General features: G+C 67.6%; 27 protein-coding genes. 10 read left to right on the forward strand and 17 right to left on the reverse strand.

Annotation, left to right across the window (positions count from 1 at the left end; all coding sequences use genetic code 11):
- The first annotated feature begins 1 nt into the window (after window position 1).
- The 7 genes from TBIF_RS20070 (at window position 2) to TBIF_RS24085 (ending at window position 5,688) form a co-directional block, all read left to right on the forward strand.
- Window positions 2–955: an SDR family NAD(P)-dependent oxidoreductase gene (locus TBIF_RS20070; protein ID WP_024796531.1), complete on the forward strand. Its 954-nt coding sequence runs from the start codon at window positions 2–4 to the stop codon at window positions 953–955.
- Complete coding sequence (locus TBIF_RS24650; RefSeq protein WP_024796532.1) at window positions 952–1,350, forward strand: Zn-ribbon domain-containing OB-fold protein; 399 nt, start codon at window positions 952–954, stop codon at window positions 1,348–1,350. The genes TBIF_RS20070 and TBIF_RS24650 overlap by 4 nt, the downstream gene beginning before the upstream one ends.
- Window positions 1,347–2,498, forward strand: coding sequence for a thiolase family protein (locus TBIF_RS20080; protein ID WP_024796533.1), 1,152 nt, complete (start codon window positions 1,347–1,349; stop codon window positions 2,496–2,498). Before TBIF_RS24650 ends, TBIF_RS20080 begins: the two co-directional genes overlap by 4 nt.
- On the forward strand, window positions 2,495–3,697 hold the full coding sequence (locus tag TBIF_RS20085; RefSeq protein WP_024796534.1) for a CaiB/BaiF CoA transferase family protein: 1,203 nt from the start codon (window positions 2,495–2,497) through the stop codon (window positions 3,695–3,697). The genes TBIF_RS20080 and TBIF_RS20085 overlap by 4 nt, the downstream gene beginning before the upstream one ends.
- Window positions 3,698–3,756: 59 nt before the next feature.
- Window positions 3,757–4,164: a nuclear transport factor 2 family protein gene (locus TBIF_RS20090; RefSeq protein WP_024796535.1), complete on the forward strand. Its 408-nt coding sequence runs from the start codon at window positions 3,757–3,759 to the stop codon at window positions 4,162–4,164.
- 140 nt (window positions 4,165–4,304) lie between these two features.
- Window positions 4,305–5,087, forward strand: a complete 783-nt coding sequence (locus tag TBIF_RS20095; RefSeq protein WP_051461678.1) for an SDR family NAD(P)-dependent oxidoreductase — start codon at window positions 4,305–4,307, stop codon at window positions 5,085–5,087.
- A 31-nt stretch (window positions 5,088–5,118) separates the two neighbouring features.
- Window positions 5,119–5,688, forward strand: coding sequence for a carboxymuconolactone decarboxylase family protein (locus TBIF_RS24085; protein ID WP_024796537.1), 570 nt, complete (start codon window positions 5,119–5,121; stop codon window positions 5,686–5,688).
- 67 nt (window positions 5,689–5,755) lie between these two features.
- Here TBIF_RS24085 and TBIF_RS24655 read toward each other — a convergent pair whose 3' ends face one another.
- Window positions 5,756–5,980 (reverse strand): tyrosine-protein phosphatase, encoded by a 225-nt coding sequence (locus tag TBIF_RS24655; RefSeq protein WP_024796538.1) that lies wholly within the window; start codon window positions 5,978–5,980, stop codon window positions 5,756–5,758.
- Window positions 5,923–6,123, reverse strand: a complete 201-nt coding sequence (locus TBIF_RS26655) for a tyrosine-protein phosphatase (protein ID WP_148302347.1) — start codon at window positions 6,121–6,123, stop codon at window positions 5,923–5,925. The genes TBIF_RS24655 and TBIF_RS26655 overlap by 58 nt, the downstream gene beginning before the upstream one ends.
- Before the next feature lie 168 nt (window positions 6,124–6,291).
- On the opposite strand from TBIF_RS26655, the gene TBIF_RS20110 reads away from it, so the two are divergent.
- The 3 genes from TBIF_RS20110 to TBIF_RS24095 are packed head-to-tail and all read left to right on the forward strand — an operon-like array spanning window position 6,292 to window position 8,957.
- A complete protein-coding gene (locus tag TBIF_RS20110; protein WP_084611815.1) occupies window positions 6,292–7,200 on the forward strand; it encodes an NAD(P)-dependent oxidoreductase in 909 nt (302 codons plus the stop codon).
- Window positions 7,197–8,051, forward strand: a complete 855-nt coding sequence (locus tag TBIF_RS20115) for a sugar phosphate isomerase/epimerase family protein (protein WP_024796540.1) — start codon at window positions 7,197–7,199, stop codon at window positions 8,049–8,051. Before TBIF_RS20110 ends, TBIF_RS20115 begins: the two co-directional genes overlap by 4 nt.
- Before the next feature lie 57 nt (window positions 8,052–8,108).
- Window positions 8,109–8,957 carry a sugar phosphate isomerase/epimerase family protein gene (locus TBIF_RS24095; protein WP_024796541.1) on the forward strand — a complete coding sequence of 283 codons (849 nt, stop codon included), beginning with the start codon at window positions 8,109–8,111 and terminating at the stop codon, window positions 8,955–8,957.
- Window positions 8,958–9,038: 81 nt separating this feature from the next.
- On the opposite strand, the gene TBIF_RS20125 is transcribed toward TBIF_RS24095, so the two are convergent.
- The 15 genes from TBIF_RS20125 to TBIF_RS20195 all read right to left on the reverse strand — a co-directional run bounded on the left by TBIF_RS20125 (window position 9,039) and on the right by TBIF_RS20195 (window position 25,135).
- Window positions 9,039–10,607: an ABC transporter substrate-binding protein gene (locus tag TBIF_RS20125; RefSeq protein WP_024796542.1), complete on the reverse strand. Its 1,569-nt coding sequence runs from the start codon at window positions 10,605–10,607 to the stop codon at window positions 9,039–9,041.
- A gap of 107 nt (window positions 10,608–10,714) precedes the next feature.
- The gene (locus TBIF_RS20130) at window positions 10,715–11,143 is read right to left on the reverse strand and encodes a nuclear transport factor 2 family protein (RefSeq protein ID WP_024796543.1); all 429 of its coding nucleotides are present in this window, start codon (window positions 11,141–11,143) and stop codon (window positions 10,715–10,717) included.
- Between the two features lie 11 nt (window positions 11,144–11,154).
- A complete protein-coding gene (locus tag TBIF_RS20135) occupies window positions 11,155–12,243 on the reverse strand; it encodes a Gfo/Idh/MocA family protein (protein ID WP_024796544.1) in 1,089 nt (362 codons plus the stop codon).
- A 38-nt stretch (window positions 12,244–12,281) separates the two neighbouring features.
- A complete protein-coding gene (locus TBIF_RS20140) occupies window positions 12,282–13,091 on the reverse strand; it encodes an SDR family NAD(P)-dependent oxidoreductase (protein WP_024796545.1) in 810 nt (269 codons plus the stop codon).
- A 57-nt stretch (window positions 13,092–13,148) separates the two neighbouring features.
- Window positions 13,149–14,012 carry a mycofactocin-coupled SDR family oxidoreductase gene (locus TBIF_RS20145; protein ID WP_051461675.1) on the reverse strand — a complete coding sequence of 288 codons (864 nt, stop codon included), beginning with the start codon at window positions 14,010–14,012 and terminating at the stop codon, window positions 13,149–13,151.
- Window positions 14,013–14,092: 80 nt separating this feature from the next.
- Window positions 14,093–15,073: an ABC transporter ATP-binding protein gene (locus tag TBIF_RS20150; RefSeq protein ID WP_024796547.1), complete on the reverse strand. Its 981-nt coding sequence runs from the start codon at window positions 15,071–15,073 to the stop codon at window positions 14,093–14,095.
- Window positions 15,063–16,076: an ABC transporter ATP-binding protein gene (locus TBIF_RS20155; protein ID WP_024796548.1), complete on the reverse strand. Its 1,014-nt coding sequence runs from the start codon at window positions 16,074–16,076 to the stop codon at window positions 15,063–15,065. The genes TBIF_RS20150 and TBIF_RS20155 overlap by 11 nt, the downstream gene beginning before the upstream one ends.
- A 2-nt stretch (window positions 16,077–16,078) precedes the next feature.
- Window positions 16,079–17,662: an ABC transporter substrate-binding protein gene (locus TBIF_RS20160; protein WP_024796549.1), complete on the reverse strand. Its 1,584-nt coding sequence runs from the start codon at window positions 17,660–17,662 to the stop codon at window positions 16,079–16,081.
- Between the two features lie 32 nt (window positions 17,663–17,694).
- Window positions 17,695–18,588 (reverse strand): ABC transporter permease, encoded by an 894-nt coding sequence (locus tag TBIF_RS20165; RefSeq protein ID WP_024796550.1) that lies wholly within the window; start codon window positions 18,586–18,588, stop codon window positions 17,695–17,697.
- Window positions 18,585–19,538: an ABC transporter permease gene (locus tag TBIF_RS20170; RefSeq protein ID WP_024796551.1), complete on the reverse strand. Its 954-nt coding sequence runs from the start codon at window positions 19,536–19,538 to the stop codon at window positions 18,585–18,587. The genes TBIF_RS20165 and TBIF_RS20170 overlap by 4 nt, the downstream gene beginning before the upstream one ends.
- Window positions 19,539–19,752: 214 nt before the next feature.
- Entirely contained in the window at window positions 19,753–20,697 is a 945-nt protein-coding gene (locus TBIF_RS20175; RefSeq protein WP_024796552.1) for an ABC transporter permease, read from the reverse strand.
- Between the two features lie 26 nt (window positions 20,698–20,723).
- A complete protein-coding gene (locus tag TBIF_RS20180) occupies window positions 20,724–21,668 on the reverse strand; it encodes an ABC transporter permease (protein ID WP_235174901.1) in 945 nt (314 codons plus the stop codon).
- On the reverse strand, window positions 21,665–22,492 hold the full coding sequence (locus TBIF_RS20185) for an ABC transporter ATP-binding protein (protein WP_024796554.1): 828 nt from the start codon (window positions 22,490–22,492) through the stop codon (window positions 21,665–21,667). The genes TBIF_RS20180 and TBIF_RS20185 overlap by 4 nt, the downstream gene beginning before the upstream one ends.
- Window positions 22,489–23,484 (reverse strand): ABC transporter ATP-binding protein, encoded by a 996-nt coding sequence (locus TBIF_RS20190; protein ID WP_024796555.1) that lies wholly within the window; start codon window positions 23,482–23,484, stop codon window positions 22,489–22,491. The genes TBIF_RS20185 and TBIF_RS20190 overlap by 4 nt, the downstream gene beginning before the upstream one ends.
- A gap of 55 nt (window positions 23,485–23,539) precedes the next feature.
- Entirely contained in the window at window positions 23,540–25,135 is a 1,596-nt protein-coding gene (locus TBIF_RS20195) for an ABC transporter substrate-binding protein (protein WP_024796556.1), read from the reverse strand.
- Window positions 25,136–25,253: the final 118 nt, after the last annotated feature.

The following is a 25,253-nucleotide window of genomic DNA, read 5'->3' on the forward strand; positions in this document are numbered from 1 at the left end:
CATGAGTAGACACCGCTTCGACGATCGCGTGGCGATCGTGACGGGCGCGGGCCGCGGAATCGGCCGGGCCCACGCGTCTCTGCTGGCAGAACTCGGCGCGAAGGTGGTTGTCAACGACCTCGGCGGCAGCAAGGAGGGCTTCGGGGCAGACTCGACGCCGGCGCAGGAGGCCGTGGAGGAGATCCGCGCGGCCGGCGGCGTCGCGGTGGCCGACTTCAACAACGTCGGTACCCCGGAAGGCTGCCAGGCGCTCGTCCAGACCGCCATCGAGGAGTTCGGCCGGATCGATATCGTCGTTAACAACGCCGGCATCTCCGAGTTCAAGGGCCCCCTCGACGCCGACGCCGCCAACCTCGATCGCACCCTGGCGGTGCACATCGGCGGGTCCTACTTCACCACCCTGGCCGCCTGGCCGCACATGGTGGCGCAGGGCTACGGACGCATCGTGATGACCGCCTCCCACGGCATGCTCGGGTTGGCCGACAACCTCGCCTATGCCACGGCTAAGGGCGGAATCGTGGGGATGGCCCGCAGCCTTACCGTCGCCGCGGCGGACCAGGACATCAAGATCAACGTCCTCGCGCCGGCCGCGTCCACCCGACGGGGAGAGGGCAAAGCGAGCATCGAGGCCCTGGGCCAGCAGACCTCGGGTCCACTCGACAGCGAACTCGTCGGGCCGATGATGGCCTACCTCGCGCATGAGGATTGTCCCGTTCGCGGCGGAATCTTCGGCGCCGGCGCCGGCCGGTTCACCCGCCTGTTCATCGCCGAGACCCCCGGCTACCTGCACACGGGCGACGCCCGGCCCACCGTCGAGGACGTCGCCGCGAATTGGGACCAGATCAACGATGAGGCGGGCTATATCGTGCCGACCTCGCTGGTCGACTGGTCCGCCCACTTCATGGCGCACCTGCGCACGAACCCACAGCAATCCCAAGATGGAGGTGTCCGATGAGCATCCAACCCCCGGCGATTCCGTTCGCCGACCTCGCCCCCGGCCGGGAGGTCATAGCTTCCGCGCCGGACGGCACGGCCCGGCTGATCGGCGCACGGTGCGCCAAGTGCGACACCGCGTGGTTCCCGCGCAGCGAGGTGTGCCCCGCCTGCGCGACCGCGGAGCCGGCGCGCCACCCGATCGGCCCCGGCGGGACCCTCTACTCGTACAGCACGGTGCACGTCTCGTCCGCCCGAGAGACCCCCTACACAATCGGCTTCGTCGACTTCGACGAGGGCGTGCGAGTCCTCGGCACGATCGACGTGACAGCCGGCCTGCCCGAGCTCGACACCCGCTGCGAGCTGCGGGTCGACGCTGACAATCACTGGTGGTTCACTCCGGAGGAGAAGAAATGAGCGGCAACGCACATGTGATCGGCGCCGGGATGATCGCCTTCGGGCGCTACCCCGAGTCGTCCTATTCCGGCCTCGCGGTCCCCGCGGTCCTGGCCGCACTGAAGCAGGCGGGCATCGCCCCCGGCGAAATCAACGCCATGTGGGCCGGCCACGCGTTCGGCGGCATGCTCACCGGGCAGCGGATCGCCAAGGAGATCGGGATCAACGGCGTGCCGGTGATCAACGTCGACAACGCCTGCTCCGGCGGCGCCACCGCGCTCCATGAGGCGCAGCGCGCGATCCGGGACGGGCACTGCGATATCGCGCTCGTGGTCGGCGTCGACAAGCTCACCCAGTTCGGCGGCGGCACCCTCCCCCTGGTGGCGGAGGACTGGGAGGTCCAGCAGGGCATGGTCATGCCGGCCATGTACGCGATGCGCGCACGGCGCTACCTCCATGACCGCGGGGCCACCACCTCGGACCTCGCCGAGGTCACCATCAAGGCCCGCAAGCACGCGGCGGACAACCCCTACGCGCAGTACCGCAAGCCCGTGACGGTCGAGGAGGTGCTGGCGTCCCGGATGATCGCGGACCCCCTCACCATGCTCCAGTGCTGCCCCACCGGGGACGGCGCGGCGGCGGTCGTCGTGGTGTCCGACGCGGTCCTGCGGCGGATGGGCGTCCCGGCGATGACCGTCCGGGCCTCCGTGGTGCACTCGGGGACCTACGCGCCCGGGCACCGGGACATGCTGCGCCCGGAGATCACCTACGACTCGGCCCGCGACGCGTACGCAGAGGCGGGCATTGGGCCCCAAAACCTCGACGTCATCGAACTGCACGACGCCTTCTCGGTGGCCGAGCTGGTGTACTACGAGGCCCTCGGGCTCTGCGAGCCCGGCGAGGGCGTGCAGATGCTCCGCGCCGGGGAGACCACCTACGGCGGCGCGGTCGTCGTGAACCCCAGCGGCGGCCTGCTCTGCAAGGGCCATCCGGTGGGCGCCAGCGGGGTCGCGCAGGTCGCCGAGGTGTTCTGGCAGCTCACCGGGTCCGCCGGCGATCGCCAGGTCGAGAATCCCGTGCACGCCATGACCCACGTGACGGGCGGCGGCATCTCCGGTCTGGACCACGGCGCCTGCGCAATCCACATTTTCGAGCGGAAAATGCCATGACCGCCACTCGCTCCGGCGCCTTCGCGGGCCTCCGCGTCGTCGACCTGACCACCTTCCTCTCTGGGCCGTTCTGCACGCAGATGCTCGCGGACCTCGGCGCCGAGGTGGTCAAGGTCGAGCATCCTGGCGGAGACAGCAGCCGCGCCATCCCCCCGCACTTCGTCGGGGCCGACAGCGCCTATTTCCTGTCCACCAACCGCAATAAGCGCAGCATCGCCGTGGACATGAAGTCCCCGCGCGGCATCGACGTCGTGCGCCGGCTCATCGCGTCCGCGGACGTCGTGGTGGAGAACTTCCGCCCCGGCGTGTGCGCCCGGCTGGGGATCGACCCCGCCGAGATCCGCGCGGCGCAGCCGGACCTCGTGTGGGCGTCGATCACCGGGTTCGGGCACGAGGGCCCGTGGCGTGACCGCGGCGCCTACGACATGATCGTGCAGGCCGCATCCGGGGTGATGAGCCTGACCGGTGAGCCCGAGGGCCCGCCGGTACGCCTCGGCATCCCGGCGGGTGATCTGGTCGCGGGCCTCTACGCAGGGGTCGGCATCGGGGCCGCGCTCCACGAGCGCGCGCGGACCGGACTGGGCCAGATGGTCGACGTCGCCATGTTCGACAGCCAGCTGGCGATGCTCTCCTACCAATCCGCCTACGCGCTGATCGCGGGCGTGACCCCGCCCCCGCAGGGCAGTGCCCACGACTCCATTCCGACCTATCGGACCTTCACCGCCGGTGATGATCGGATGATCGCGATCACGGCGAACACCGACGGGATGTGGCGCGGCGCGTGCGAGGTGCTCGGGCTGCCGGACCTCCCCGCCGACCCGCGTTTCCTGGACCCCGGGGCCCGGCTGGAGAATCGGCACGCGCTGTGGCGGCTCTGGGAGACGGCCTTCGCCACCCGGCCCGCCGCCGAATGGGCCGAGCTGATGACCGCGCGCGGGGTCCCCGCCGCGACGATCCGCTCAGTCCCCGAAGCCCTCGAGGAGTCGGAGGCCGCGGGTCGGCAGATGGTCCTCGACCTGGACGGGGCGGACGAGTCCATCCGGGTGGTCGGCAACCCCATGCGGATGAGTGGATCCACAGGCGGGACGCACCAATACCCACCCAGCCTCGGAGCCGACACCGACCAGATCCTCCTCGAGGAACTCGGTCTGAGCAGCGGCGAGATCTCGGCCCTGCGCGCGGACAAGGTCGTCCTTTAGGCCGGCCCCGGCCCGCACCCAGCCTCGACCCGCCCACCTCAATCAGCGCTAGGAGCCCCATGAGCATGTCCCATCTGACGCAGACCGACGTCACCGTCGGCGTCCAGGCCACCCAGGCCGCGTACACCCAGGCCCTCGACGCGGGCCGCGTCGACGAGGTCCTCGCCACCTTCCGTGACGACGCGACCTTTGAGATCCCGCAGTTCGAGGTGTCAGCCCAGGGCCACGCCGCACTACGCGACTACTACACCGCCTCCACTGCGGAGCTCAACCTGCGCCACGTCCTGGCCAACACCATGGTCTCGAAGCCGGCCGCCGACACTGTCGAGTCCAGCAGCGACGTCTTGGTCCTGATGAACGGCGAGTCTGGTTGGGCCCTGAAGATGGTCGGCAAGTATCGGGACGCGCTGCGACTGGTGGACGGCGAGTGGCTCTTCGAGCGTCGGACCCTGTCCTTCGCCATGTGAGGCCCTCTCGTGCCGCGCCGGGCCGGGGACAATCCCACTCCATCCCATTTCCGCCCCGGCGCGGCCCGGGCTCCGCGCGAATGCACAAGTATCGATCCAGTGGAGCCACAGAGCCCAGTGAATGTGAAAGGTAGAAAATGATGAGCATTCCCCATTCCACCTCGAATCGGGCGGCGACGGCGCGCGTGGCCGTCGTCACCGGCGGCGGCTCCGGGATCGGCAGCGCGATCTCCCAGCGTCTCGGCGCGGACGGCTACACAGTGGCCGTGCTCGACCTCAACGGCGAGGGCGCGGAGCAGACCGTGAAGGAGATCGTCGCGGCCGGCGGCCAGGCGAAGGCCTATCAACTCGACGTGAGCGATCGAGCGCAGGTCGACCAGGCGATTGCCGCGGTGCGGGCCGACGCGGGCCCGGTGGGCTTCCTCGTCACCAGCGCCGCCGTCGCGATCCAGGAGCCTTTCGCCGAGATCAGCGTGGAGTCCTGGAATCGCATCCTGGCGATCAACCTGACGGGCACCTTCCACTGCGCGCAGGCGGTGCTGCCCGACATGGTCGAGGCGGGCACAGGGCGGGTGGTGTTCATCTCCTCCTCGAGCGCGCAGCGCGGCGGTCCGAGGATGGCGCATTACGCCGCGTCCAAGGGCGGGGTGATCGCACTGACGAAGACCCTGGCGCTGGAGTACTCGCCGCTGGGCATCACCGTCAACAACATCGCCCCCTCCTCGATCGACACCCCCAGCGTCCGGAAGAAGCAGGAGGCCGGCATCGTCCCGTCGAGCGAGCAGATGGGCAAGTTCATCCCCGCCGGCCGCATGGGCACCGGGGACGACATCGCCGGCGCCTGCGCGTACCTGTGCTCGGCCGACGCGAGCTTCGTCACGGGGCAGACCCTCAGCGTCAACGGCGGCTCCTACCTCGGCTGATCCATCCACCACACCCCACGGAGTTGACGACATGAACGCACCACGAATCGCCCCCCGACCGCCAGCAGACTGGGATGCCGCAGTGCTGGACGCGCTGTCCGTGCTCAACCCGGGCAAGGCCAGCGGCGCCACCCCGCCGCCGCCGAAGACGGTGCCGAACGTCATCGCCATCTACGCCTGGCATCCCGAGCTGACCCGCAGCTGGCTGACGTTCTCCAACCACCTCCGCGACTCGACCCTGGCGGCGCGCGAACGCGAACTCCTGACTCTGCGGACAGCCTGGCTGCGCCGCGGCGAGTACGAGTGGGCCCAGCACACGGGCATGGGCCTCGCCGCAGGTCTGACCGACGACCACATCGAGGCGATCAAGGAGGGCTCCACGGCCGCCATCTGGGAGGCGACGGACGCCGCCCTCCTCCGCGCGGTCGAGGAGGTGTGCCAGGACCGGTACATCTCTGACGGCACGTGGGCGGAGCTGTCCACGCATTTCGACCGCAAACAGATGATGGACGTGGTCTTCCTCATCGGCGCCTACGACATGCACTGCATGGTCTTCAACACGTTCGGCCTGCAACTGGAGGCGGGTATGCGGGGGTTCTAGGACTCGCGATCCCGCCGACCACTCTGGTCGGCGGGACCCTGGCCGGAGGCGCATCGCCGCCGAGTACCTATCTGAGCAGCTTTGCCCCTAGTGCCGCAATCGTCTGGGGGCTTTGGCCGAGACCTGCCTTCAGGTAGTCCCGCTCCGCCATGTTGGCCGGCCGGAAGATCTCGGCTATCGCCGGCGGGTAGGAGGCCAAGGTCGCTTCCCGATTTTCACGCGAGTACTCATTGGTCAGCAGATAGTCGGCGTAGATTGTCTCCCGGTCGATACCGGCGAGGGATAGCAGCATCGCCGCAGTCGAGGCCCCCGGTCCTTGCCCTGGGTGCAGTAGAACAGTTGCGGTCCGTCGGTGGCCGCGAACTCAGTGAACATCGCGCCGAACTCGGCCCGGATAGCTGAGTGGGTGACGAATGCCCGGTTGGTGTCCCCCATGGCCGCATACCACCCGCGTTATTTCTCCAGTTGCAACTCTGATTTTCCTGAGCAGATCGACTCCTCCCCTCTACGAGTGTTACTAATATTACTTAGTGCACCTATATTTAGTTGTACGCTTCGCCCAAGGCCGCACTCACGCCTATTGGGACGCAAGGGAGGTCCAGAATGCATCAGCTAAGAATCGGATTCATCGGCGCGGGCAGGATGGGCGCGCCGATCATCGAGCGCCTGGTCGCCGCCGGCCACGACGTCACCGTCCTGACCCGACGCCCCGAGGCCCGCGCCGCCGCAGAGGCAAAGGGATGGCACACCGCCGACACCGTCGGGCAGACGGTCCGGTCCGCGGAGCTGGTCATCAGCATCGTGCTCGACGACGCGCAGGTGCGCGCGGCGCTCCTGGGCCCGGACGGCGTGATCGCGGCCATGCCGCCCGGCGCCGTCCTGGTGCAGCACACCACATGCGATCCGGACACCGCGGTCGCGGTGGCGGATGCCGGGGCCACGCGGGGCGTGCGCGTGCTCGACGCCGCCGTCTCCGGCAATCCGCGGGACACCGCGGCCGGCGCACTCACAATCTGGGTCGGAGGCGATGAGGCCGTCCTCGACACCGTCCGCCTGGCGCTCGAGTCCTATGGCTCCTCAGTGCTGCACGTCGGGCCGATTGGCCACGGCCAGCGCGTCAAGCTGGTCAACAACGCCCTCTTCGTCGCGCAGGTCGGGCTCGCGGTCGACGCCGTCCGGCTCGCCGAGTCCATCGGCATCGGTGAGGCCGAGATCCTCGCCGCGGTCCAGCACGGCAGCGGCGACAGCCGGGCCCTGGGCAGCGTCGCATGGATCGGGGTGGACGCCGTCGGCATTCGCCTCGCGGAGCTCATGCTCAAGGACGTGGTGGTGGTCCGCGAGATCGCGGAGCGCGCCGGCGCAGACCTGGGGCTCCTCGGCGACGTCCTCTCCTCCGAGCTGGTTGAGAAGAGGGTGCTGTGCTCAGGTGCCCCGCCGGACCGCGCGCTCATCGAGCGCACACCGCTGACACCAGGCTCGATGAAGCACACTGTCTCGGAAGGATCCTCATGACCGAACTAGGTATCGAGTACCAGACCGTGCTCGGCCTGCCGCCAGTGGAATTCGTCCACCTCGCGGCCGATCTTGACTGCCACCACATCTCCATGAAGGTCGCCGGCGGCGGCGGGCCGTACAACCCGTACGACCACCCGGTCTACTCCATGCTCGACGACGTGGCTCTCCGCGCGCGGTTCATCGCCGCGCTGCGGGATCGCGACGTGTCGATCTCCCTCGGCGAGGGCTTCGTCGTCCAGCCCGCCCATGACCTGCGCGACGAGGCCGCGAACCTGGACGTCATGGCCGAGATGGGGGTCACCCGGGTCAACGCCGTGACGATGGACCCCGACCTCCCGCGCAGCTTCGACCAGTTGGCCACGTTCGCGGAGATGGCGGCCAGCCGCGGCATGACCACGACGATGGAGTTCGCGAAATCCCTCACCGTGGCTGACCTGCCAACCGCGCTGCAGGCCGTCGGACACGTTGACCGCCCGGACTTCAGCCTGCTCGTCGACACGATGCACGCCGCCCGCGCCGGCCACGGTCCGGAGGACCTGATAATGCTCGACCCCGAGTTCGTCGGCTATATCCAGCTCAGCGACCACTCGCTCGCACAGCGCAACCCGGTCTATCGGGACGACTCGAGCGACCGCCGCGTCCCCGGCGAGGGCGAGCTTCCGCTGGTTCAGATGCTCGCCGCGCTGCCGCCCGTCCCCGTCGTCGGGGTGGAGTCGCCGATGCGGTCCCTGGCCGAGGCGGGCACTACGCCGAGCGAGTGTGCCCGCCGTGCCGTCGCCGGCGCGCGGGCGGTCGTCGAGGCCGCCGACGAGATCCGGCGCGTGCGCGCCCTCGGCTGCCACACCTGAGTACCGATCCCCGTTCCACGAGCCGGGCCCGCCCGGCGACCACTGGAGGTAACGAGAGTGAACCCGAACCTAGCTGACAACGCCGTCGCGGCGACTCCGGCACACCCGCGTGTGGCGGTGAGCGGCCTGTGCTTCCCCACGCTGTCCGCGGTGGACGCCATCGCGACCATCGGCGGGCTAGGCGTCGCGGGCACGTCGATGACGTCGACGAAGATCCGCGAGTCCGGGGCCGACGCCGTCGCCCAGGCCTGCCGCCAGCACGGCGTCGGAATGGCCACGACCACCGCGCTACTGCGCTTCGAACTCGCGCCCGGCGCCGATATCGAGGAGCAGCTCGCCCTGGCGCGCGCGGACATCGACCAGGCGGAGACCGTCGGCGCCCGCTCCGTCTATACCCTGACGGGGCGCCGGCACTTCCCCGATTGGGAGGCCAACGCCTCCCGCTACGCCCAGATCACCGCCGGCCTCGTCGAGTACGCCGCCGGCAAGGGCATCGCGGTGGCGGTGGAGCCGACCAACTGGCTCTACGCCGACCTCAACTTCGTGCACAGCCTGCACGACGCGCTCCTGCTGGGCGCTCGCACCGGCATGGGCACGTGCCTCGACCTCTTCCACGTGTGGACCGAGGCCGAGCTGCTCGACGACATCCGCAAGAACATCGAGCTGATCTCCCACGTCCAGCTCAGCGACATGACCCCCGGGATGCGGTCCCTGCCCTGCCGGGATGTCCTGGGTGCCGGCGACGTCCCCAGTCGGCACCTGATCGAGGAGTTGCTGGCCGCCGGTTATACCGGCGTCTTCGACCTCGAGCTCAGCGGCCCTGCCATCGACGATCGTGGCCACCACGCGGCGGCTGCCGAGTCGGTCGCCTGGCTCAGCGAGTTGCTGACCGAGCTGGGAGCCTAACCGGCAGAGCCCGGACAAATAGAGCGGGGCCGGTGCACTTTGCACCGGCCCCCGCTCTACTTCATCTTCTGGTGAGCGTTGCTACTTCTGGATCCACAGCGTTTCCGCCAGCACCGAGCCCATGCCGTACTGCTTGATCCCGCCCACCTCGGGGCTAGCGATGATGCCCGCCGCGGGGCGCGTGTAGAAGATCGTCGGGTTAAGCTCGGCGATGCGCTTCTGCACCACCTCGTATGCCGCATCGCGCTCCGCGAAGTCCTCGGAGATACGTCCCTTCTCCAGGGCCGCGTCGAGCTCCGGATCGGCGATGCCGCTGTAGTTGCCGATCGAGGTGCTGTGCAGTCCGATCAACAGCCGCGGCTCCGGCTCCCCGAACATGATCGCGTTGATGACAACCTCATAGTCCTTCTGGCCCATAATCCGGCCGAACTCGGCGATGTCGATGAGCTTGATGTTGGTCTCGACATTGTTGAATACGCTGAGCTGGGTCTGCACCGCCTCGCCCACATCCTTGATGTTCGCGAACAGCGACATCGTGAAGTCCAACGGCTTGCCCTCGGCAGCCAACTCGTCGAGCAACTCCTGCGCCCGCACCGGGTCGTGTTTGCCCAGCGGAATGTCCTTGTAGAACGGCGAGGACTCGTCGAAGAGCGTCAGCGGTACCTCACCCGTCCCCTCATAGAGCGAGGTGTTGATCGCCTCGACGTCCAAAGCCAGTGCCAGCGCCTCACGCGCACGCGGATCATCGAACGGCGCCTTGGTCATGTTCAGCACCAGACCCGTACCACCGTTAAAGGAGAGTTCCGGGCTCTGCAGGCCGGCCGTGGCGGCTCGGTCCAGGTTCTGCCAGCGGTTCTCGGTGGCCAAGTCCGCGCCGCCGCTCAGGACGGTGTTGTAGCGCTGGTCGGGATCCGCGATAGTGCGAATTTCTAGCTTGTCCAGGTATGGCCGCGGCGCGTCGTAGTAGTTGTCGTTCTTCGTCAGCACGATCACGTCCTGACGCGACCACCGCTCGAGCGTGAACGGCCCGGCGCCAATCGGATTGGAGTCCATCACCGACTGGTCTGCCGCCAGCGTCGCCGGCGAGGCGATCCAGTTCAGTGACGTCTGCAGCACCGCCTGGGCGAAGCCCGGCACCGGCTCGACCAGGGTAACCGTCAAAGTCCGAGCATCCACCACCTCCGTGGATTCCAGCATTGCCGCCTGCGCAAGGTCCGCTACGACGACACCCGGGTCCTTCATCCGGTCCCAGGCAAACTTCACCGCCGATGCGTCCAACGGGGTGCCGTCCGAGAACTCCACGCCGTCGCGCAGCACCAACGTGAACGTCTTGCCGCCGTCCGCGGTCGAGAGGTCCTCCGCGATCTTGTACTCGATCTCCCCCGTCTCCACGTTCTCCACCCACAGCGTTCCGTACAGGGCGTTGAACAACAGCGGTGAGTTCGACCAGGCATTTTGTACGGCCACCGGATCCAACGTCCGCGGCTCCGCGAGCTGGATTGCCGTGGCCGTACCCCCGAACACCGCCTCCCCCGATGGGCCGGAGACTCCCCCGACCTGAGCGGAATCACCACCGCCGCTGCCGCAGGCCCCGGCGAAGAGCACCGCGGCAACTCCCAGCGCCACCAACACACGCTTCTTGATGGTCATCTACACACCTTTCCTCGGTTAGTTTGGCCGATCAATGACCTTGTGACGGCAGGAGGCCGTGGCGGGGTTGAACCCCGGCACGGCCTCCTGCTCACACAGTCCGCCTATCAGTTATCGATGCGGAGACGCTCCAGACGCAGCAACTGGACTCGCCAGTCCCCGTCGTGGCGTTCGTAACGCTCCACGTAATGCCCGTACCCGGTCATCACCGTGGGCCCCTGGGCAGAGGCGCGCTCGAGGCTGTCCGACATCGCCCAGATACCCGTCGCCGAGTCTGGGCCGGTGATCGTAATCTCCGGCGCGTGCAGGTGATGCACGCTCCGCACACCGTCCATGCCGGCGCTGACTAGTTTCACGATTTCCGTCCGACTCACGCACCGCAGGCCCGCCTCGGGCGCTTCCAGCACCGCGTCGGCCGTGAAGCGGTCGCCGAACTCCTCCCACCGCTTCGTGTCCAGGAGCCGCGAAACGCTGGCGCGCATTCGCTTGATGGACTCGACGTCCCATAGCTCCTGCAGCTGAGCCTCAGCGTTCATCGGATCCGCACTCACTTAGCCGGAACAGACTGTCGCGCACCAGTTTCCGCCGCACGCTCAATGGCGTCGAGCAGCAGGTGCCGCTGGCGAGCGTGTGCGAAGTCCGGTGCCTGCGCTGCGTCCCCGGTGAGGTCTTCCCGGATGCGGTCGTAGGCGTGGGCCATGGCGTGCGCGGGCGAACCGGTCAGGTCGGCGTGGCTGTCATAGCTGGCCGGCACCGGCATCTCGCTCATCGCGTCGTCCCCACGTGCACCCTGGATCTTCATCGGGTTGGCCAACGTGGCCCCGCTCCCGTCGATGCGCAGATGCCCCTGGGTGCCGTTGATCTCCCAGACCATCTTGCTGGAGTGCGCGTTCGCGCCCCGGAGGTGGAGGGAGGCAATCGCGCCGCTGGCGAGGGTGCCGGTCACGGCGATATCGTCCTCCGCCGTGGCGGGCACGAGCTCACCGGAATCGGTGTTGAGCACCATCGGGTTGCGCACCGCCGTGGTGGCGTTCACCTCAACCAGATCACCGACGATGTAGCTGAAGGCGTCCACGAGATGGCCAAAGATGATGGTCATCATGGTGGCACCATGGGTCTTGTCCAGCAGGTATTCCGTGCGGTTGCCCACCGGGCCGCCCCACGGGCCGCCGGTCGCGATCAGACTGGTCGAGGTCACCTCGCCGACGAAACCGTCGGCGATCAGGTCCCGCAGGTAACGCACGGCGGGTGCCGCGGTGCTCTGGAAACCCACGTAGACGCGCTTACCCTCGGCGGCACTGGCCAATTCTTCTGCCTCGGCGACGCCGTTGGCGAGGGGCCACTCGCACAGCACCGGCTTGTCCGCCGCCAGGGCCTTGAGGACGATCTCTCGATGGTCGGGCACCTTGACGGCCACCACCACGAGGTCCACCTCCTCGGAGCGAGCCAGCTCCTCGACGCTCGAGAATGCCAGCGGCACCCCGTATGCCTCGGCCGCGGCCTTCGCCGACTCGGGGGAACTTGTCGCCAACGCGCGGACCTCGAAGCCCTCCGCGGCTCGCAATGCGGGCAGGTGCGCAAACGACGCCCAACTTCCGCCCGCACTCAACCCGACAACGCCTACTCGTACTGTCATGTTTCCTCTACCCACCTGTTCACTGAAGTTGGAAAGAACTATTCGAAGACGCCGATCATGTGCGCGGACTCGCCGCCCACGTGGAAGCGTCCGCCGTCGACGCGAAGCATGGTGCCGTTGACCCAGCGCGCATGCGGGCCGAGCAGATAGAGCACCGCGCTCGCGATATCTGCGGGCAAGCCGAGTCGCTGCATTGGAACCAGCCGGGTCTCCGCGGCCCCACGCTCGCCGTTCCAGATGGTTCCGGCCATATCGGTCCGGATGATGCCGGGCTCGATGGCGTTGACCGTGACTCCCCGCGGCCCGAGCTCGCGCGACAACGTAAAGGTGAGGCTCTCCAGCGCCAACTTTCCCGCGGTATAGACGCCGGCCAACTCGTGGACGCGCCGCGCCCCGGCCGAGGAGATGTTGACGATGGCGGAACCTTCCGCCAGTCCAGCCGCCGCAGCCGCTTGGGTGATTGCCACCGCCGGCCACGAGTTGGCCAGGATTGTGTCGCGGAAGGCGTCCGGACCACAATCTAGGACCCGCCCCGAATGGGAGGAGGCCGCAGCGTTGTTGACCAGGAAGTCGATCCTTCCGAACTCCTCCTGGCAGGCACCGACCACCCGATCGGGAAACTCCGGGTCAAGGAAATCGCCCTGGACGCCGATTGCCGAGCCGCCCGCGTCCCGAAGCTCCTGCACGGCGAGATCCAGCACCGCCTGGTCCCGCCCATTGAGCACCACCGACGCGCCCCGCACCGCGAGTTCGCCAGCCACCGCGCGCCCAATCCCGCGAGATCCACCGGTGACAATCGCGGCCTTACCGCTGAACCAGTCGTCAGTGTCTTTGTTTGCCTGTCCCATCAGCCCTGCCCATCTGTGTTTTTTGTGCCCGGATGTGCCAGCCGCCGCAACGCGGCACTACCTGTTGGTGCGTCCCAAGTCCACGGGAAGTTGAATGCCCGTGACATGCCGAGCCTCATCTGAGGCGATCCAGGCCACCGCGGCCGCGATATCGTCGGAGGTGCTGACCGGGGTGGGCAGGCTGCCCATGTACAGGGGTCCCAGTTCCGGGCGATGCTCCAGCTGCGGAAACAGCTCGGGCGTTGTCAGGTCCGTGGACACGCCATGCGGATGCACCGTGTTGACGCGAATCCGGTATTCCGCCAGCTCATTGGCCAGGGTCTTGGCCAGCCCGACCACCCCGTGCTTCGCCGCGGCGTAGTCGGCCAGGAGCGGCAGCCCGCGCAGGCCGGCCACGGAGCTGATGAACACGATGGCGCCGCCCGTGCCCTGTGCCAGGAGCACCGGCACCGTGGCCTTGGCCGTCAAGAACGCGCCCGTGAGGTTGATACCGATGGTCGCCTCCCAGTGCTCCTCGTCGATCTCCCACGTCGGCGCCGCGGTCGTCATTCCGGCGTTCGCGATGACGACGTCCAGCCGGCCCAGCTGCGCGACCCCGTCGTCGACCGCCGCCTTCAGCGCCGCGAAGTCGCGGACGTCCACCTCTCGGGCGATGATGCGGCGGCCTTTCTCCTCCACCAGCCGCACCGTCTCGCGGAGATCCTCCGGGGTCGCCCCGGGGTACTGGGTGGTCGGCAGGTCCTGGCAGATGTCGAGGGCGATGATGTCCGCGCCCTCCGCGGCGAGGCGCACCGCCTCGGCGCGGCCCTGGCCGCGGGCGGCACCGGTGATCAACGCGACCTTGCCGACAAACCTCTGCGCAATCGGGTCGTGCGGGGCGGAGGGCTCTGGGACCGCGTCTCCAGCTTGGAAATCAACCATTGTTCACTCCTTCTCACGCGCGCGAGGCGCGTCTGTTGTTCTTGACGGGCACTACACTTTTGGGTCAGTTCTCGGGCGGCTCAGGCCAGCGGGAAGTGGCAGGCCGCGAACTGGCCCGGCCGGACCTCCCGCATCACCGGCTCCTCGGCGGCGCACTGGCCTTGCGCCTGCGGGCAGCGACTCCGGAACCGGCAGCCCGCGGGCGGGCTCAGCGGGGAGGGGATATCGCCCTTGAGCGCCGGGCCCGCGAACCCCCTCTCGGGGTCGGTGAGGGGGACGGAGTCGAGCAGGGCCCGGGTGTAGGGGTGCGCCGGCCTGTCGTAGACCTCGACCGAGTCCCCGAACTCGCAGACCTTGCCGAGGTACATCACCAGCACGTTGTCGCTGACCGCGCGCACCACCCCCAGGTCGTGCGCGATGAACACGATCGTCAGCCCGAATTCCCGCTTGAGCTCCTCGAGAAGGTTCAGGATCTGCGCCTGCACCGACACGTCCAGGGCCGAGACCGGCTCGTCGCAGATCAGCAGCCGGGGATTGAGCGCAATGGCGCGGCCGATCGCCACGCGCTGCGCTTGCCCGCCCGAGAGTTGACGCGGCGACATCTCCGCAAAGCGGTCACCGGGCAGCCCCACCTGCTCGAGCACCTTGCGCGAGGCGCTCTTTTGCTCCGCCTCGGCGACCCCGTCAATCGCGAGGCCCTCGACAACGATCTCCTTGACCTGGCGGCGGGGGTTCAGGGACCCGACGGGGTCCTGGAAGATCATCTGCATCTCGCGACGCAACTGGCGCATCCGCTTCTCAGGCACCCGCTCGATCCACTCGTCCCCATACCGGATCTGCCCGCCCGCGATCGGGTCCAGCCGCAGCACGGCCCGCCCGGTCGTGGACTTCCCACAGCCGGACTCGCCAACGATCCCGAGCGTCTCGCCCTGCCGGACATCGAAGCTGATGCCCGCGACCGCCTTGAACTTCCCGCCCTTCACGCGATACTCGACCTCTAGGTCTCGCACACTGAGGAGCGTGTCATCACCGCGCAGATGCGCGGTCCCGCTACCGGCCAACGAGCTCACCTCCAACGACATCGTCCGCGCCCACGGGGACGCTGTTAATACACGCGACCGCGTGGTCGGGGCCGACCAGTTCCATCACTGGGCCCGGATCCGTGCAGGCGGCCTCCACGAAGCCGCACCGCGGCGCGAAGCGGCATCCCGGAGGGGGATCGGTCGGCGTTGGCAGCGAGCCCGCGATCAGGTTCAGGGGCGTGTGCCGCTCGTGATCAAGGGTGGGCGTCGCGCCCAGCAGCGCGTGCGTATAACGATGCCGGGGCGCGTCGAATACCGCCCTCGTTGCGCCGATCTCCGCCAACTTGCCGGAGTACATCACCGCCACTCGGTCCGTCCGCCCCGCCACCACCGCCAGGTCATGGCTGATCAGCATCAGGGCCATGCCGCGCTTGCGTTGCACGTCCCGCAGCAGATCGAGGATCTGCCGCTGGATGGTCACATCGAGCGCGGTCGTCGGCTCGTCAGCGATGAGCAGATCCGGCTCGCAGGCCAGCGCGATGGCCAGCATGACCCGCTGGCGCATGCCGCCCGACAGCTCGTGGGGGTAGTTGCGCAGCCTGCGCTCCGGATCCGGCACGCCGACTTCTTCGAGTAGGCTCAACGCGCGGGCCCGCGCCTCCGAGGATGAGACGCCGAGATGGCGCCTCATCCCCTCGGTCAACTGCCGCTCCACGCGGACCACGGGGTTGAGCGATCGCCCCGGGTCCTGGAACACCATCGCGATCTGCTTGCCCCAGATCGCCTCGCGCTCTTTCTGTTTCAGCGCGAGGAGGTCCCGCCCCTGGAAGTAAACCTCCCCGGTCTGCGCCGAATGCGCCGGCATCAAGCCCATGATCGCCCGGGCCATCACCGACTTTCCGGATCCGGACTCGCCCACCACGCCCAGCGCCGCCGACGACGCCAGCTTGAATGACACGTCGTCCACAGCGCGGACCACGCCCCGGTCGGAGCCGATGTAGGCGTGCAGGTTCCGAACATGGAGGAGAGGGGTATCGGTCATGGCTACTTCTGGATCCACAACGAGTCGGGCAGCATCGACCCGATGCCGTACTGCTGGACCCCGCCGACGTTCGCACCGGCAATCACGCCCGGTGCCGCCCGGGTGTAGAAGACCGTCGGGTTGAGCTCCGACACCCGCTCCTGCACCACCTGGTACGCGGCATCGCGCTCGGCGAAGTCCTCCGAGAGGCGCCCCTTCTCCAGTGCCGCGTCGAGCTCCGGATCGGCGATGCCACTGAAGTTTCCACTCGAGGTGCTGTGCAGCCCGATCCAGATGCGCGGCTCCGGCTCCCCGAAGATCACCGCGTTGGAGACGACGTCATAGTCCCGTGCACCCATGATGCCGTTGTATTCACTGAAGTCGATGATCTTGACGTGTGCCTCGACGTTGTTGAACACGCTGAGCTGGGTCTGCACAGCCTCGCCCACGTCCTTGATGTTCGCGAACAGGGACATCGTGAAGTCCAGCGGCTTGCCCTCTGCGGCTAGCTCGTCGAAGAGCTCCTGCGCCCGCACCGGGTCGTGCTCACTCAGCGGAATGTCCTTGAAGAACGGCGAGGACTCGTCGAAGAACGTCTCCGGGACCACGCCCGTGCCCTCGTAGAGCGCGGTGTCGATCGTGTCCACGTCCAAAGCCAGCGACAGCGCCTCACGCGCACGCGGGTCATCGAACGGGGCCCTGGTCATGTTCAGCACCAGGCCTACGCCACCGTTGAGCGGAATCACTGAGCTCTGCAGACCGGCCGTCGCGGCCCGGTCCAGGTTCTGCCAGCGGTTCTCGGCCGCGAGGTCCGCGCCGCCGCTCAGGACGGTGTTGTAGCGCTGGTCCGGATCACCCATCGTGCGGACCTCCAGCGTGTCCAGGTATGGCCGCGGGGCGTCGTAGTAGTTCTCGTTCTTCGTCAGCACGATCACGTCCTGACGCGACCATCGCTCGAGCGTGAACGGCCCGGCCCCAATCGGATTGGAGTCGACCACCGACTGGTCCGCCGCCAGGGTCGCCGGCGAGGCGATCCAGTTCATCGAGCTCTGCAGCACCGCCTGCGGGAAGGCCGGCAGGGGCTCGACGAGCGTGACCTTCAGGGTCTGCGCGTCCACCACCTCGGTGCCCTCGAGCATCGAGGCCTGGGGCAGGTCAACCGATGCGACCGCGGGGTCCCTCATGCGGTCCCACGCGATCTTCACCGCCGCCGCATCCAGCGGGGTGCCGTCGGAGAACTCCACGCCGTCGCGCAGCACCAGCGTGAAGGTCTTGCCACCGTCCGTGGTCGACATGTCCTCGGCGATCCTGTACTCGACCTCGCCGGTCACCTCATTGTTGATCATCAACGTGCCGTAGAGGGCGTTGAACACTAGCGGCGAGTTCGACCAGAAATTCAGGTTGGCCGCCGGATCCAGGGTCCGGGGCTCCGCGAGTTGGAGCGCGCGGCCGACGCCACCGGCAACCGCCTCGCCCGACGGGCCGGCCACACCCTCCACGATCGTGGAGTCGCTACTGCCACTGCCGCCACCACTGCCGCAGGCACCGACAAAGAGCACCGCGGCGGCAGCGCCCAGTGCCACCAGCGCCCGTTTCTTGATGGACATGTCCACACCTTTCATGGTTTCTACTTTGCCGATCAGTCCTGCAGAGCACGGTCGAACCGCGCGCGGAGGTGATCGCCGATCTGATTAAGCGCGAAAACGGTAAGGAAGATAGTGGTCGCCGGCACGAGCACCATGTGCGGCGACGTGGCGATAGCGGATTTGCCGTCGCTGATCATCCCGCCCCAACTCGGTTGCGGCGGAGGTATACCCAGGCCGAGGAAGCTCAGGGAGCCCTCTGCGACGATGAGCATCGCGATGACGATCGGGAAGAACGCGCCGAGGGTGGGCACGACATTCGGGAAGATCTCCTTCACCAGGATGCGTCTGTGCCCGGCTCCGAGATTCTTCGCGGCGCGGACAAACTCGCGAGAGGACCACGCCATGGTGTTCGCGCGGGCCAACCGCATAAAGGCGGGCACCGTGACCAGAGCAAGCCCGATGAGGATCGTGGTGACGCTCGGCGTCAGGATCGAGGTCAGCGCAAGTAGCAGGATCAGGGGCGGGAAGGCCAGCATGGCGTCCGTCAAGACGGACAGGACCCAGTCGACGCGCCCGCCGAAGTACCCCGCGGTCATCCCCAGGAGGGTGCCGACGGTCAGGCCCGCCACCCCGGCGACCACCCCGACCAGGAGCGAGACCCGCGCGCCATAGACGCACCGGGACAGGATCGAGCGGCCGAAGCTGTCCGTCCCGAGCAGCAGGTCGATCGAGCCCCACTGCGGGCCCAACCGCGCGCCTCCAACGGGCACAGCGTAGTTCGCCAATGGCAGGAGGTTCGCGAAGATCGCTAAGAGGATGACGGCCCCGATGAAGAGGTAGCACCCGCGGACGATGATCGAGCGTCGCCTCTTTCGCGGCGGCACCACCGGCACCTGCACCGAGGGGCCTTCGTCCTGGAGCTTCTTATCTGCGCTGGTGATCGTCATACGGAGACCGCCTTCCGAATTCGCGGGTCAAGCAAGCCATAGCTTGTGTCCACGACCATGTTGATCACCACGTAGACCAGCGCAATGAAGACGACGATGCCCTGCACGGTCACCACATCGCGGAGGGTGATGGAGGAGGAGACGAGCTGGCCCAGGCCGGGCAACCCGAACAGCACCTCGACCACCACCGTGCCGCCGATCAGCCGGCCGAGGCTGATGCCGGCCAGGGTGATCATCGACAGCGATGAGGGCCGCAGAGCATGCCGGAACAGCACATAGGCGCGCGGCATTCCCTTAGCACGGGCAGCCGCCACGTAATCCTCTCGCAGGGTGCTGACCAGGTCTGTGCGGAGTAGCCGCTGGAAAGTCGCGACTTCAACCAGCGCGATGGCGACGACCGGCAAGAAGGCGTGCTTGAGGTTCTCGCCGATCCCATCACTCATCCGCGACCAGCCGGAGACCGGGAATAGGCCCAGCTTGACCGAGAGAAAGTAGATCAGGACCGGGCCTGCGATGAACGCCGGCACCGCCAAGAAGGCCGAGGACAACGCGCTGATGCCTCGGTCCAGGGCCGAGTCCTCGGTTGCCGCGGCCACGACCGCCAACACCACTGCCAACACCAGGGCCAGCAGCAGCCCCATGACCGCCAACTGGATGGTCACCGGCAGACGATCCAAGATTGCCTGGGTGACGTCCTGGCCGGTCAACGGCGAGCGGCCCAGGTCGCCGTGCAGCGCGCCGCCGAGCCAGTCGAGATACTGGCGCCACAGTGGCTGATCGAGGCCCATCTCCGCGTTCATCTTGGCAACAGCCTCGGGCGACGCGTTCTCGCCGAGGACGACGTCGGCGGCAGAGCCCGGGGCGAGGCTGAGCAGCCCCACCACCGCAAGTGTCACCAGGAAAAGCACGAGCAGGCTCCGGCCTATCCGCTTCGAGAATGTGAGCACCATAGTGTCCGCCGTCGACCCTTTCCCTCGTGGAGTGTTGTCCACACCACCTGCCGGGGCGACTCCATACGATCCGCCGCCCGAACTCCACACCCGCGATCTCTATGATCTACATCACCGTTAACCTAGCTCACTAAGTGAGTGTGCTGCAAGCTGCGTCACATAGTCGCGACTGCACCCCCGATAAAGCGCCGCTCAAGCCGAGGTCGATCGTCCGTCAGGAACCCTTCGAGGACTCCGCGCCCTCGAGGGCGTCCCGCAGTCCGTCGCCAAATGTGGAGAAGGCCAACACCGTCAGCACGATCATGATCGCCGGCGCAGCGATAAGCCCCGGTGCCGAGTGGACGTTGTCGAAGGCCTCACGGACCATCGACCCCCAGGAGGTCTCCGGGGCCTGGACGCCGAGACCCAGGAAGCTCAGGCTCGCCTCCGCGACGATCGCGACGCCCGCTGAGAAGGACAGCTGTACGAGCAGCGGCGACGCCGCGTTAGGCAGCACGTGGCTCCACAGCAGTCGGCCCTTGCCGCAGCCCAGAGCCCGGGCGGCCTCAATATAGGTCTCTGTGGCCACCGACTCCGCGGCCCCACGCGCCAACCGGAATAGTGCCGGTGCCATGACCAAGCCGATGGCCAGCATCGCGTTGGTAAGTCCGGGGCCGAAGATCGCAATGATCGCGATGGCCAGGATGAGCGGGGGCAGCGACTGCAAGGCATCCGAGAAGCGGCTAATCAGACCCCCCAGACGGCCCCCGACCAGGCCCGCGAACAGACCGGTGGGGATGCCGAGCACGGCCGCCACACCCACCGCCTGGAAGACGGCGAGCATCGTGACGCTGGCGGATGTGAGCAGTCGGCTAAACACATCGCGGCCATAGATGTCCGTGCCCAGCCAGTGCTCGCCCGAGGCGCCGGCCAGGCTGTTATTCAGGTTCTGCGCATGAGGCGGGTGGGGCCCGAGCGCCGACCCGAACACCGCCAGCAGGACCACCAGGACCAAGAATCCCAGCGCAATCATTGCCGGAATATTCTTGCGCAGCAAGCGAAGCGGGCGGGAAGTCTGCAGTTTATGCAGCAGCTGCCCACGTCGAGGCCGCTGCGGAGCCTTGCGATCATCGGCCGGCTTCGCGGCGGTGATGTCCGGGGTGGCCGGGGTCTCACTCATAGGAAGTCCTCTCGAGGGCATTCGGGTCAAGCCCGGACTCGGGGGTGGAAGTATCCATAGGCCATATCGACGATCAGATTGATCAGCACAATCGCTACCGCCATCACCATCACGATGCCGAGGATCACGGGGATGTCGCGGCTGAACACGGAGTTCACGGCCAACGTGCCGAGGCCGGGCAGCGCGAAGACAAACTCCACGGTGACCGCGCCTGCGAAGATCCGGCTGATCTGCAAGCCGAGCACAGTGACAATCGGGACGCCCGCCACCTTCAGCGCGTGCTTCGTCACGATCGTCCGGGTCCGCAGGCCCTTCGCCCGCGTGGTCCGGATGAAGTCCTTGGCCAGGGTGTCGACCATCGCGGCGCGCGTCTGACGCGCCACCTCCGCGGTGGAGATGGCCGCGATCGCCAGCGCCGGGAGAATCAGGTGCTGCAGCCACAGTCCGAAGCCATCGCTGAGCGGGGCATACCCCGTCGCCGGGAAGATTGGGGACGAGATCGCCAGCGTGATCACCAGGACCAGGCCGATGATGAACGGCGGCACTGCCATCGCGACCGACGACACCGTGGTCAAGGCCCTGTCGAGCAGCGAGTTGGCGCGCATCGCGGCGATGATCCCGAGCGGTACGCCGACGAGGATCACGATCACCATTGTCACCACGGTCAGGGACAGCGTTGTCGGAATCCGGTCCGCCAGAATCTGGCTGACGGATTGCGAGCTGTATAGCGAGGTTCCGAAATCACCCGTCAGCACGTTCCCCAGCCATTCGACGTAACGCACGAATAGCGGCCGGTCCAGGCCCATCTGCGTTTGCACCGCGGCGATCTCGGCCGCCGTCGCATTGTCACCGGCGAGGCCCGCCGCGGCGTCACCCGGCATGAAGTCGACCAGGACGTAGACGAAGAAGCTCAGGAACAGCAGCAGCGGGATCGCCGACAGCAAGCGCTTAGCGAGCAAAGTGGCCATCATGCCTCCAACGGGGGTTGAGTCAGATTGCGGCGCCGGGCCCGCGGGTCCGGGACAGCGGAAAGCAACGACTTGGTGTAGGCATGCTGCGGATTCTCGAACAGCTCCTCGGTGGGTCCGGTCTCCACCACTTCCCCGTCGTACATCACCATGACCCGATGCGCGAGGAAGCGCACGAGCGATAGATCGTGCGAGATGAACACGTACGACAGCCCGCGCTCGGCCTGCAGATCCAGCAGGAGATTCAGGACCTGCGCCTGGATCGAAACGTCCAGCGCGGCAACGGGCTCATCGCACACGATGAAGTCCGGGTCGAGCGTGAGGGCCCGCGCGATGGCGATGCGCTGTAGCTGGCCGCCGGAGAACTCGCGCGGATACTTGTCGAGTTGGTCCGCGCGCATCCCGACCCGCTCCAGGATCTCCACCACCCGGCGATCGCGCTCCGCCCCGGAGAGGCCGAAGTGGATCGCCAGCGGCTCCCCCACCGCGTTTCGGATCGTCATGTGTGGGTCGAGGGAGCTGAACGGGTCTTGGAAGATCATCTGTGCGCGCCGCCTGAAGGCCAGCAACTCTTTGCCGCGCAGCTTCCGCACGTCTTGCCCATCGAAGCGGATCTCGCCGGCGTCCGGCTCGATCAGCCGGAGGATCTGGCGACCGATCGTCGACTTCCCCGCCCCGGACTCCCCGACGATGCCGAGGGTCTCGCCACGATCGACCGTGAAGCTCACGTCGTTGGTCACCAGGCTCCGCTCGGTGACGCGCCCGAGGAGATTCCTCTTGGCCGGGAACGACTTGGATAGCCCGGCCACCTCCAGCAGATGGCTCATGCGCCCAGTCCCCTCAGCTCGAGCTCGCCGTCCCGGACACAGCGCACCGCCCGCCCTGCGGCGAGGCGCTCGAGCCCCACCGGACCGGCGTCGCAGACGCCTGCCACCGCGTGCCGGCAGCGCTCTTGGAAGCGGCAGGTCTCCGGCCAATCCCACGGGGCGGGCACGGCGCCGGGGATCGAGGACAATCGCGTCCCACGGGCCCTGGGGTCCGGGATCGCGGCGAGCAGGCCCTCGGAGTAGGGATGCCGCGGATCGTCGAAGAGATCGTCGATCCGCGTGGACTCGACGATCTGTCCCGCGTACATCACCGCCACGCTGTCGCACATCTCGGCGACGACGCCCAGATCGTGCGTGATGAACAGGATCGACACGTCGTACTCGGCCTGCAGATCCTTCATCAGCCGCAGCATCTCCCGCTGCACCGTCACGTCCAGAGCCGTGGTGGGTTCGTCCGCGATCAATAACTTGGGCCGGCAGACCATGGCGATCGCCAGCATCACGCGCTGGCACATGCCGCCCGAGAACTCGTGGGGATAGGCCTGCGACCGACGCGCAGCGTCCGGGATACCCACCGCATCGAGCATCTCAATTGCCCGGGCCACCGAGCTCTTCTTGGACGCCCCCTCATGCCGACGGACCACCTCGGCGATCTGGTCGCCAACGGTGAACGCCGGGGACAGGCTGCGCCGCGGCTCCTGGAAGACCATCGACACGTCCGTGCCGCGGATATCAGACATCTCCCGCTCCGACAGGCCAACGGTCTCGCGGCCGGCGATGCGGATGGACCCGCTCACCCGCGAACCACGCGGGGGCAGCAAGCCCATCGCCGCCAGCGAGGTCACAGTCTTCCCCGACCCCGACTCCCCCACCAGCCCCACCGCGGAACCCGCCGGGACCCGCAAGGAGACGTCGTCGACGACCTGCGTCCAACCCCGCTCTGTCGGGAACTCGACCGAGAGGTTCTCGATCCTCAACACGTCAGTAGTCATGAAACAAGATCTCCTCAGACCGCGTCCTGGACGGCGGCGGCGATGGGGCCACGAGCTACTTCGTGACGCCCAGGTAGCGCACATCCATCACGCCGGTGTAGTGCGAGACGCCCATGTTGGCCGAACCAATCACGTTGTCCGAGAAGGCAACCTGAGTGCTGAGCCCGCAGATGAAGACGTCAAACGCCTGGTCCACCGCGACCGCCGCCGTCGCCTCCACCGCAGCGGTGCGATCAGCCTCCGACATATTGGGATCGAAGGCGGGAGCCAGCGACTCGCGGAACTCCACGGGCAGCGTGCCGGGGAACAGCCGCGGAACGGTGTAGTTGCGGTTGAGGAACTGCGCGGCGCTCGGATCGCCCACCCGCACGTTGACCAGTGCCGGCTCCGTCTTGGCCGCGAACTGCGCGGTCATATCGACTAGGTCGACCGGCTTGATGTTCATCTCCACCCCGACGTCGGCAAACTGCGCCTGCAGTGCGGCAGCGATCTCATCCTGCGGCGATAGACCCGCGCCCACGAGGGACGTGAACGTCAGGTTCTCGGCTCCGGCCTCCGCGAGCAGCGCCCGCGCGTGCTCGGGGTCGAAGGAGTAGTCGATCGCCGGCTCGGCGAGGTGCCCCTCAACGCCCTCGGTCAGAGGCTGCCCCGACGGCATGCACTGCCCGTTAAGCAGGGAGGTGTTGATGCCCTCCCGATCCACGGCGAAGTTCAGGGCTTGCCGAACCCGGACGTCCGAGAATTCCGGGCTGTCGGTGTTCATCGTCATCGTGTAGAGCTGCATCGCCGGGTAGGCGAAGAAACCGAAGCCATCGCCGAGCGTGGAGGCCTGCGGGTACTGGCCGATCTTGGAGAGGATCAGGTCGAGCTGGCCCGAGCGGAGCGCGTTGAGCCGTGCGTTGTCGTCGACCATGCCGGTAATCGTGATCGTCTTCGCCAATTGCGCGTCAGTATCCCAATAGCCCTCGCGGCGCTCATACGCGGCGGAGTCGCCCACCTTGACAGAGGTCGCGACGTACGGCCCCGACCCGACCGGGTTAACGTCCAGATCGGGATTGTCGAGCGCGTTCGGGCTGATCAGGGAGGCTTCCACCCCGGACATGACGTACGGCAGGTCCGCGGCGGGCCGGTTCGCGATGATCCGCACGTGGCTGGGGTCGACGACCTCCACTGAGTCGATCATCGAGAATGTCGTGGCGACCGTGGACCCGGGCGTGTTCTTCGCGTGGTCCAACGTGGACTTGACCGCCGCGGCGTCGAGGACTGCGCCGTCGGTGAAGGTCATTCCGTCGCGCAGAGTGAAGACGACCTCGCTGCCGTCCGCCGAGAACTCCCACTCGGTCGCCGCCATCGGCGCGATCTCGAGCGCCCCATCCACGTCGACCATCTGCGTCAGGCGGTCATACACCGGGGTCAGGTACGAGAATGCGGCGGGTGCCGATGGCATCTTGTGCGGGTTCAGTGCTGGGGCCGGGACCGTGGAGCCCACCCGGAGGTGGCCGTTCGGGTCGGCGTCTGCCGCGTCAGCGCCGACGGAGCCGCCGGACGCCGGGCCGGCGCCGTTGTTGCTGGTTCCGCCGCAGGCGGCTAGCACCAGGCTGAGCGCGGCGACTGCGATGCCCGCGCGTAGAAGTGGACGTGTGTTGGCCATTGCTAGGTACCTCTCGGTGGGGTGTCTGAGTGCGACCGTGCGGCCGGGTTTAGGTGCGGGGGAAGTTCAACAACGCCCGCGCGTTGAGCTCGACCATCTGATGCACCTCGTCATCGGG

It is taken from the genome of Tomitella biformata AHU 1821, from assembly GCF_000524475.1.
Taxonomy (GTDB): Bacteria; Actinomycetota; Actinomycetes; order Mycobacteriales; family Mycobacteriaceae; genus Tomitella; species Tomitella biformata.

Coding starts and splice junctions, on each gene's coding strand:
- TBIF_RS20070 (WP_024796531.1), top strand. CDS start 2: ATGAGTAGACACCGCTTCGACGATCGCGTGGCGATCGTGACGGGCGCG.
- TBIF_RS24650 (WP_024796532.1), top strand. CDS start 952: ATGAGCATCCAACCCCCGGCGATTCCGTTCGCCGACCTCGCCCCCGGC.
- TBIF_RS20080 (WP_024796533.1), top strand. CDS start 1,347: ATGAGCGGCAACGCACATGTGATCGGCGCCGGGATGATCGCCTTCGGG.
- TBIF_RS20085 (WP_024796534.1), top strand. CDS start 2,495: ATGACCGCCACTCGCTCCGGCGCCTTCGCGGGCCTCCGCGTCGTCGAC.
- TBIF_RS20090 (WP_024796535.1), top strand. CDS start 3,757: ATGAGCATGTCCCATCTGACGCAGACCGACGTCACCGTCGGCGTCCAG.
- TBIF_RS20095 (WP_051461678.1), top strand. CDS start 4,305: ATGAGCATTCCCCATTCCACCTCGAATCGGGCGGCGACGGCGCGCGTG.
- TBIF_RS24085 (WP_024796537.1), top strand. CDS start 5,119: ATGAACGCACCACGAATCGCCCCCCGACCGCCAGCAGACTGGGATGCC.
- TBIF_RS24655 (WP_024796538.1), bottom strand. CDS start 5,980: ATGCTGCTATCCCTCGCCGGTATCGACCGGGAGACAATCTACGCCGAC.
- TBIF_RS26655 (WP_148302347.1), bottom strand. CDS start 6,123: ATGGGGGACACCAACCGGGCATTCGTCACCCACTCAGCTATCCGGGCC.
- TBIF_RS20110 (WP_084611815.1), top strand. CDS start 6,292: ATGCATCAGCTAAGAATCGGATTCATCGGCGCGGGCAGGATGGGCGCG.
- TBIF_RS20115 (WP_024796540.1), top strand. CDS start 7,197: ATGACCGAACTAGGTATCGAGTACCAGACCGTGCTCGGCCTGCCGCCA.
- TBIF_RS20125 (WP_024796542.1), bottom strand. CDS start 10,607: ATGACCATCAAGAAGCGTGTGTTGGTGGCGCTGGGAGTTGCCGCGGTG.
- TBIF_RS20130 (WP_024796543.1), bottom strand. CDS start 11,143: ATGAACGCTGAGGCTCAGCTGCAGGAGCTATGGGACGTCGAGTCCATC.
- TBIF_RS20135 (WP_024796544.1), bottom strand. CDS start 12,243: ATGACAGTACGAGTAGGCGTTGTCGGGTTGAGTGCGGGCGGAAGTTGG.
- TBIF_RS20140 (WP_024796545.1), bottom strand. CDS start 13,091: ATGGGACAGGCAAACAAAGACACTGACGACTGGTTCAGCGGTAAGGCC.
- TBIF_RS20145 (WP_051461675.1), bottom strand. CDS start 14,012: ATGGTTGATTTCCAAGCTGGAGACGCGGTCCCAGAGCCCTCCGCCCCG.
- TBIF_RS20155 (WP_024796548.1), bottom strand. CDS start 16,076: ATGACCGATACCCCTCTCCTCCATGTTCGGAACCTGCACGCCTACATC.
- TBIF_RS20160 (WP_024796549.1), bottom strand. CDS start 17,662: ATGTCCATCAAGAAACGGGCGCTGGTGGCACTGGGCGCTGCCGCCGCG.
- TBIF_RS20165 (WP_024796550.1), bottom strand. CDS start 18,588: ATGACGATCACCAGCGCAGATAAGAAGCTCCAGGACGAAGGCCCCTCG.
- TBIF_RS20170 (WP_024796551.1), bottom strand. CDS start 19,538: ATGGTGCTCACATTCTCGAAGCGGATAGGCCGGAGCCTGCTCGTGCTT.
- TBIF_RS20175 (WP_024796552.1), bottom strand. CDS start 20,697: ATGAGTGAGACCCCGGCCACCCCGGACATCACCGCCGCGAAGCCGGCC.
- TBIF_RS20180 (WP_235174901.1), bottom strand. CDS start 21,668: ATGATGGCCACTTTGCTCGCTAAGCGCTTGCTGTCGGCGATCCCGCTG.
- TBIF_RS20185 (WP_024796554.1), bottom strand. CDS start 22,492: ATGAGCCATCTGCTGGAGGTGGCCGGGCTATCCAAGTCGTTCCCGGCC.
- TBIF_RS20190 (WP_024796555.1), bottom strand. CDS start 23,484: ATGACTACTGACGTGTTGAGGATCGAGAACCTCTCGGTCGAGTTCCCG.
- TBIF_RS20195 (WP_024796556.1), bottom strand. CDS start 25,135: ATGGCCAACACACGTCCACTTCTACGCGCGGGCATCGCAGTCGCCGCG.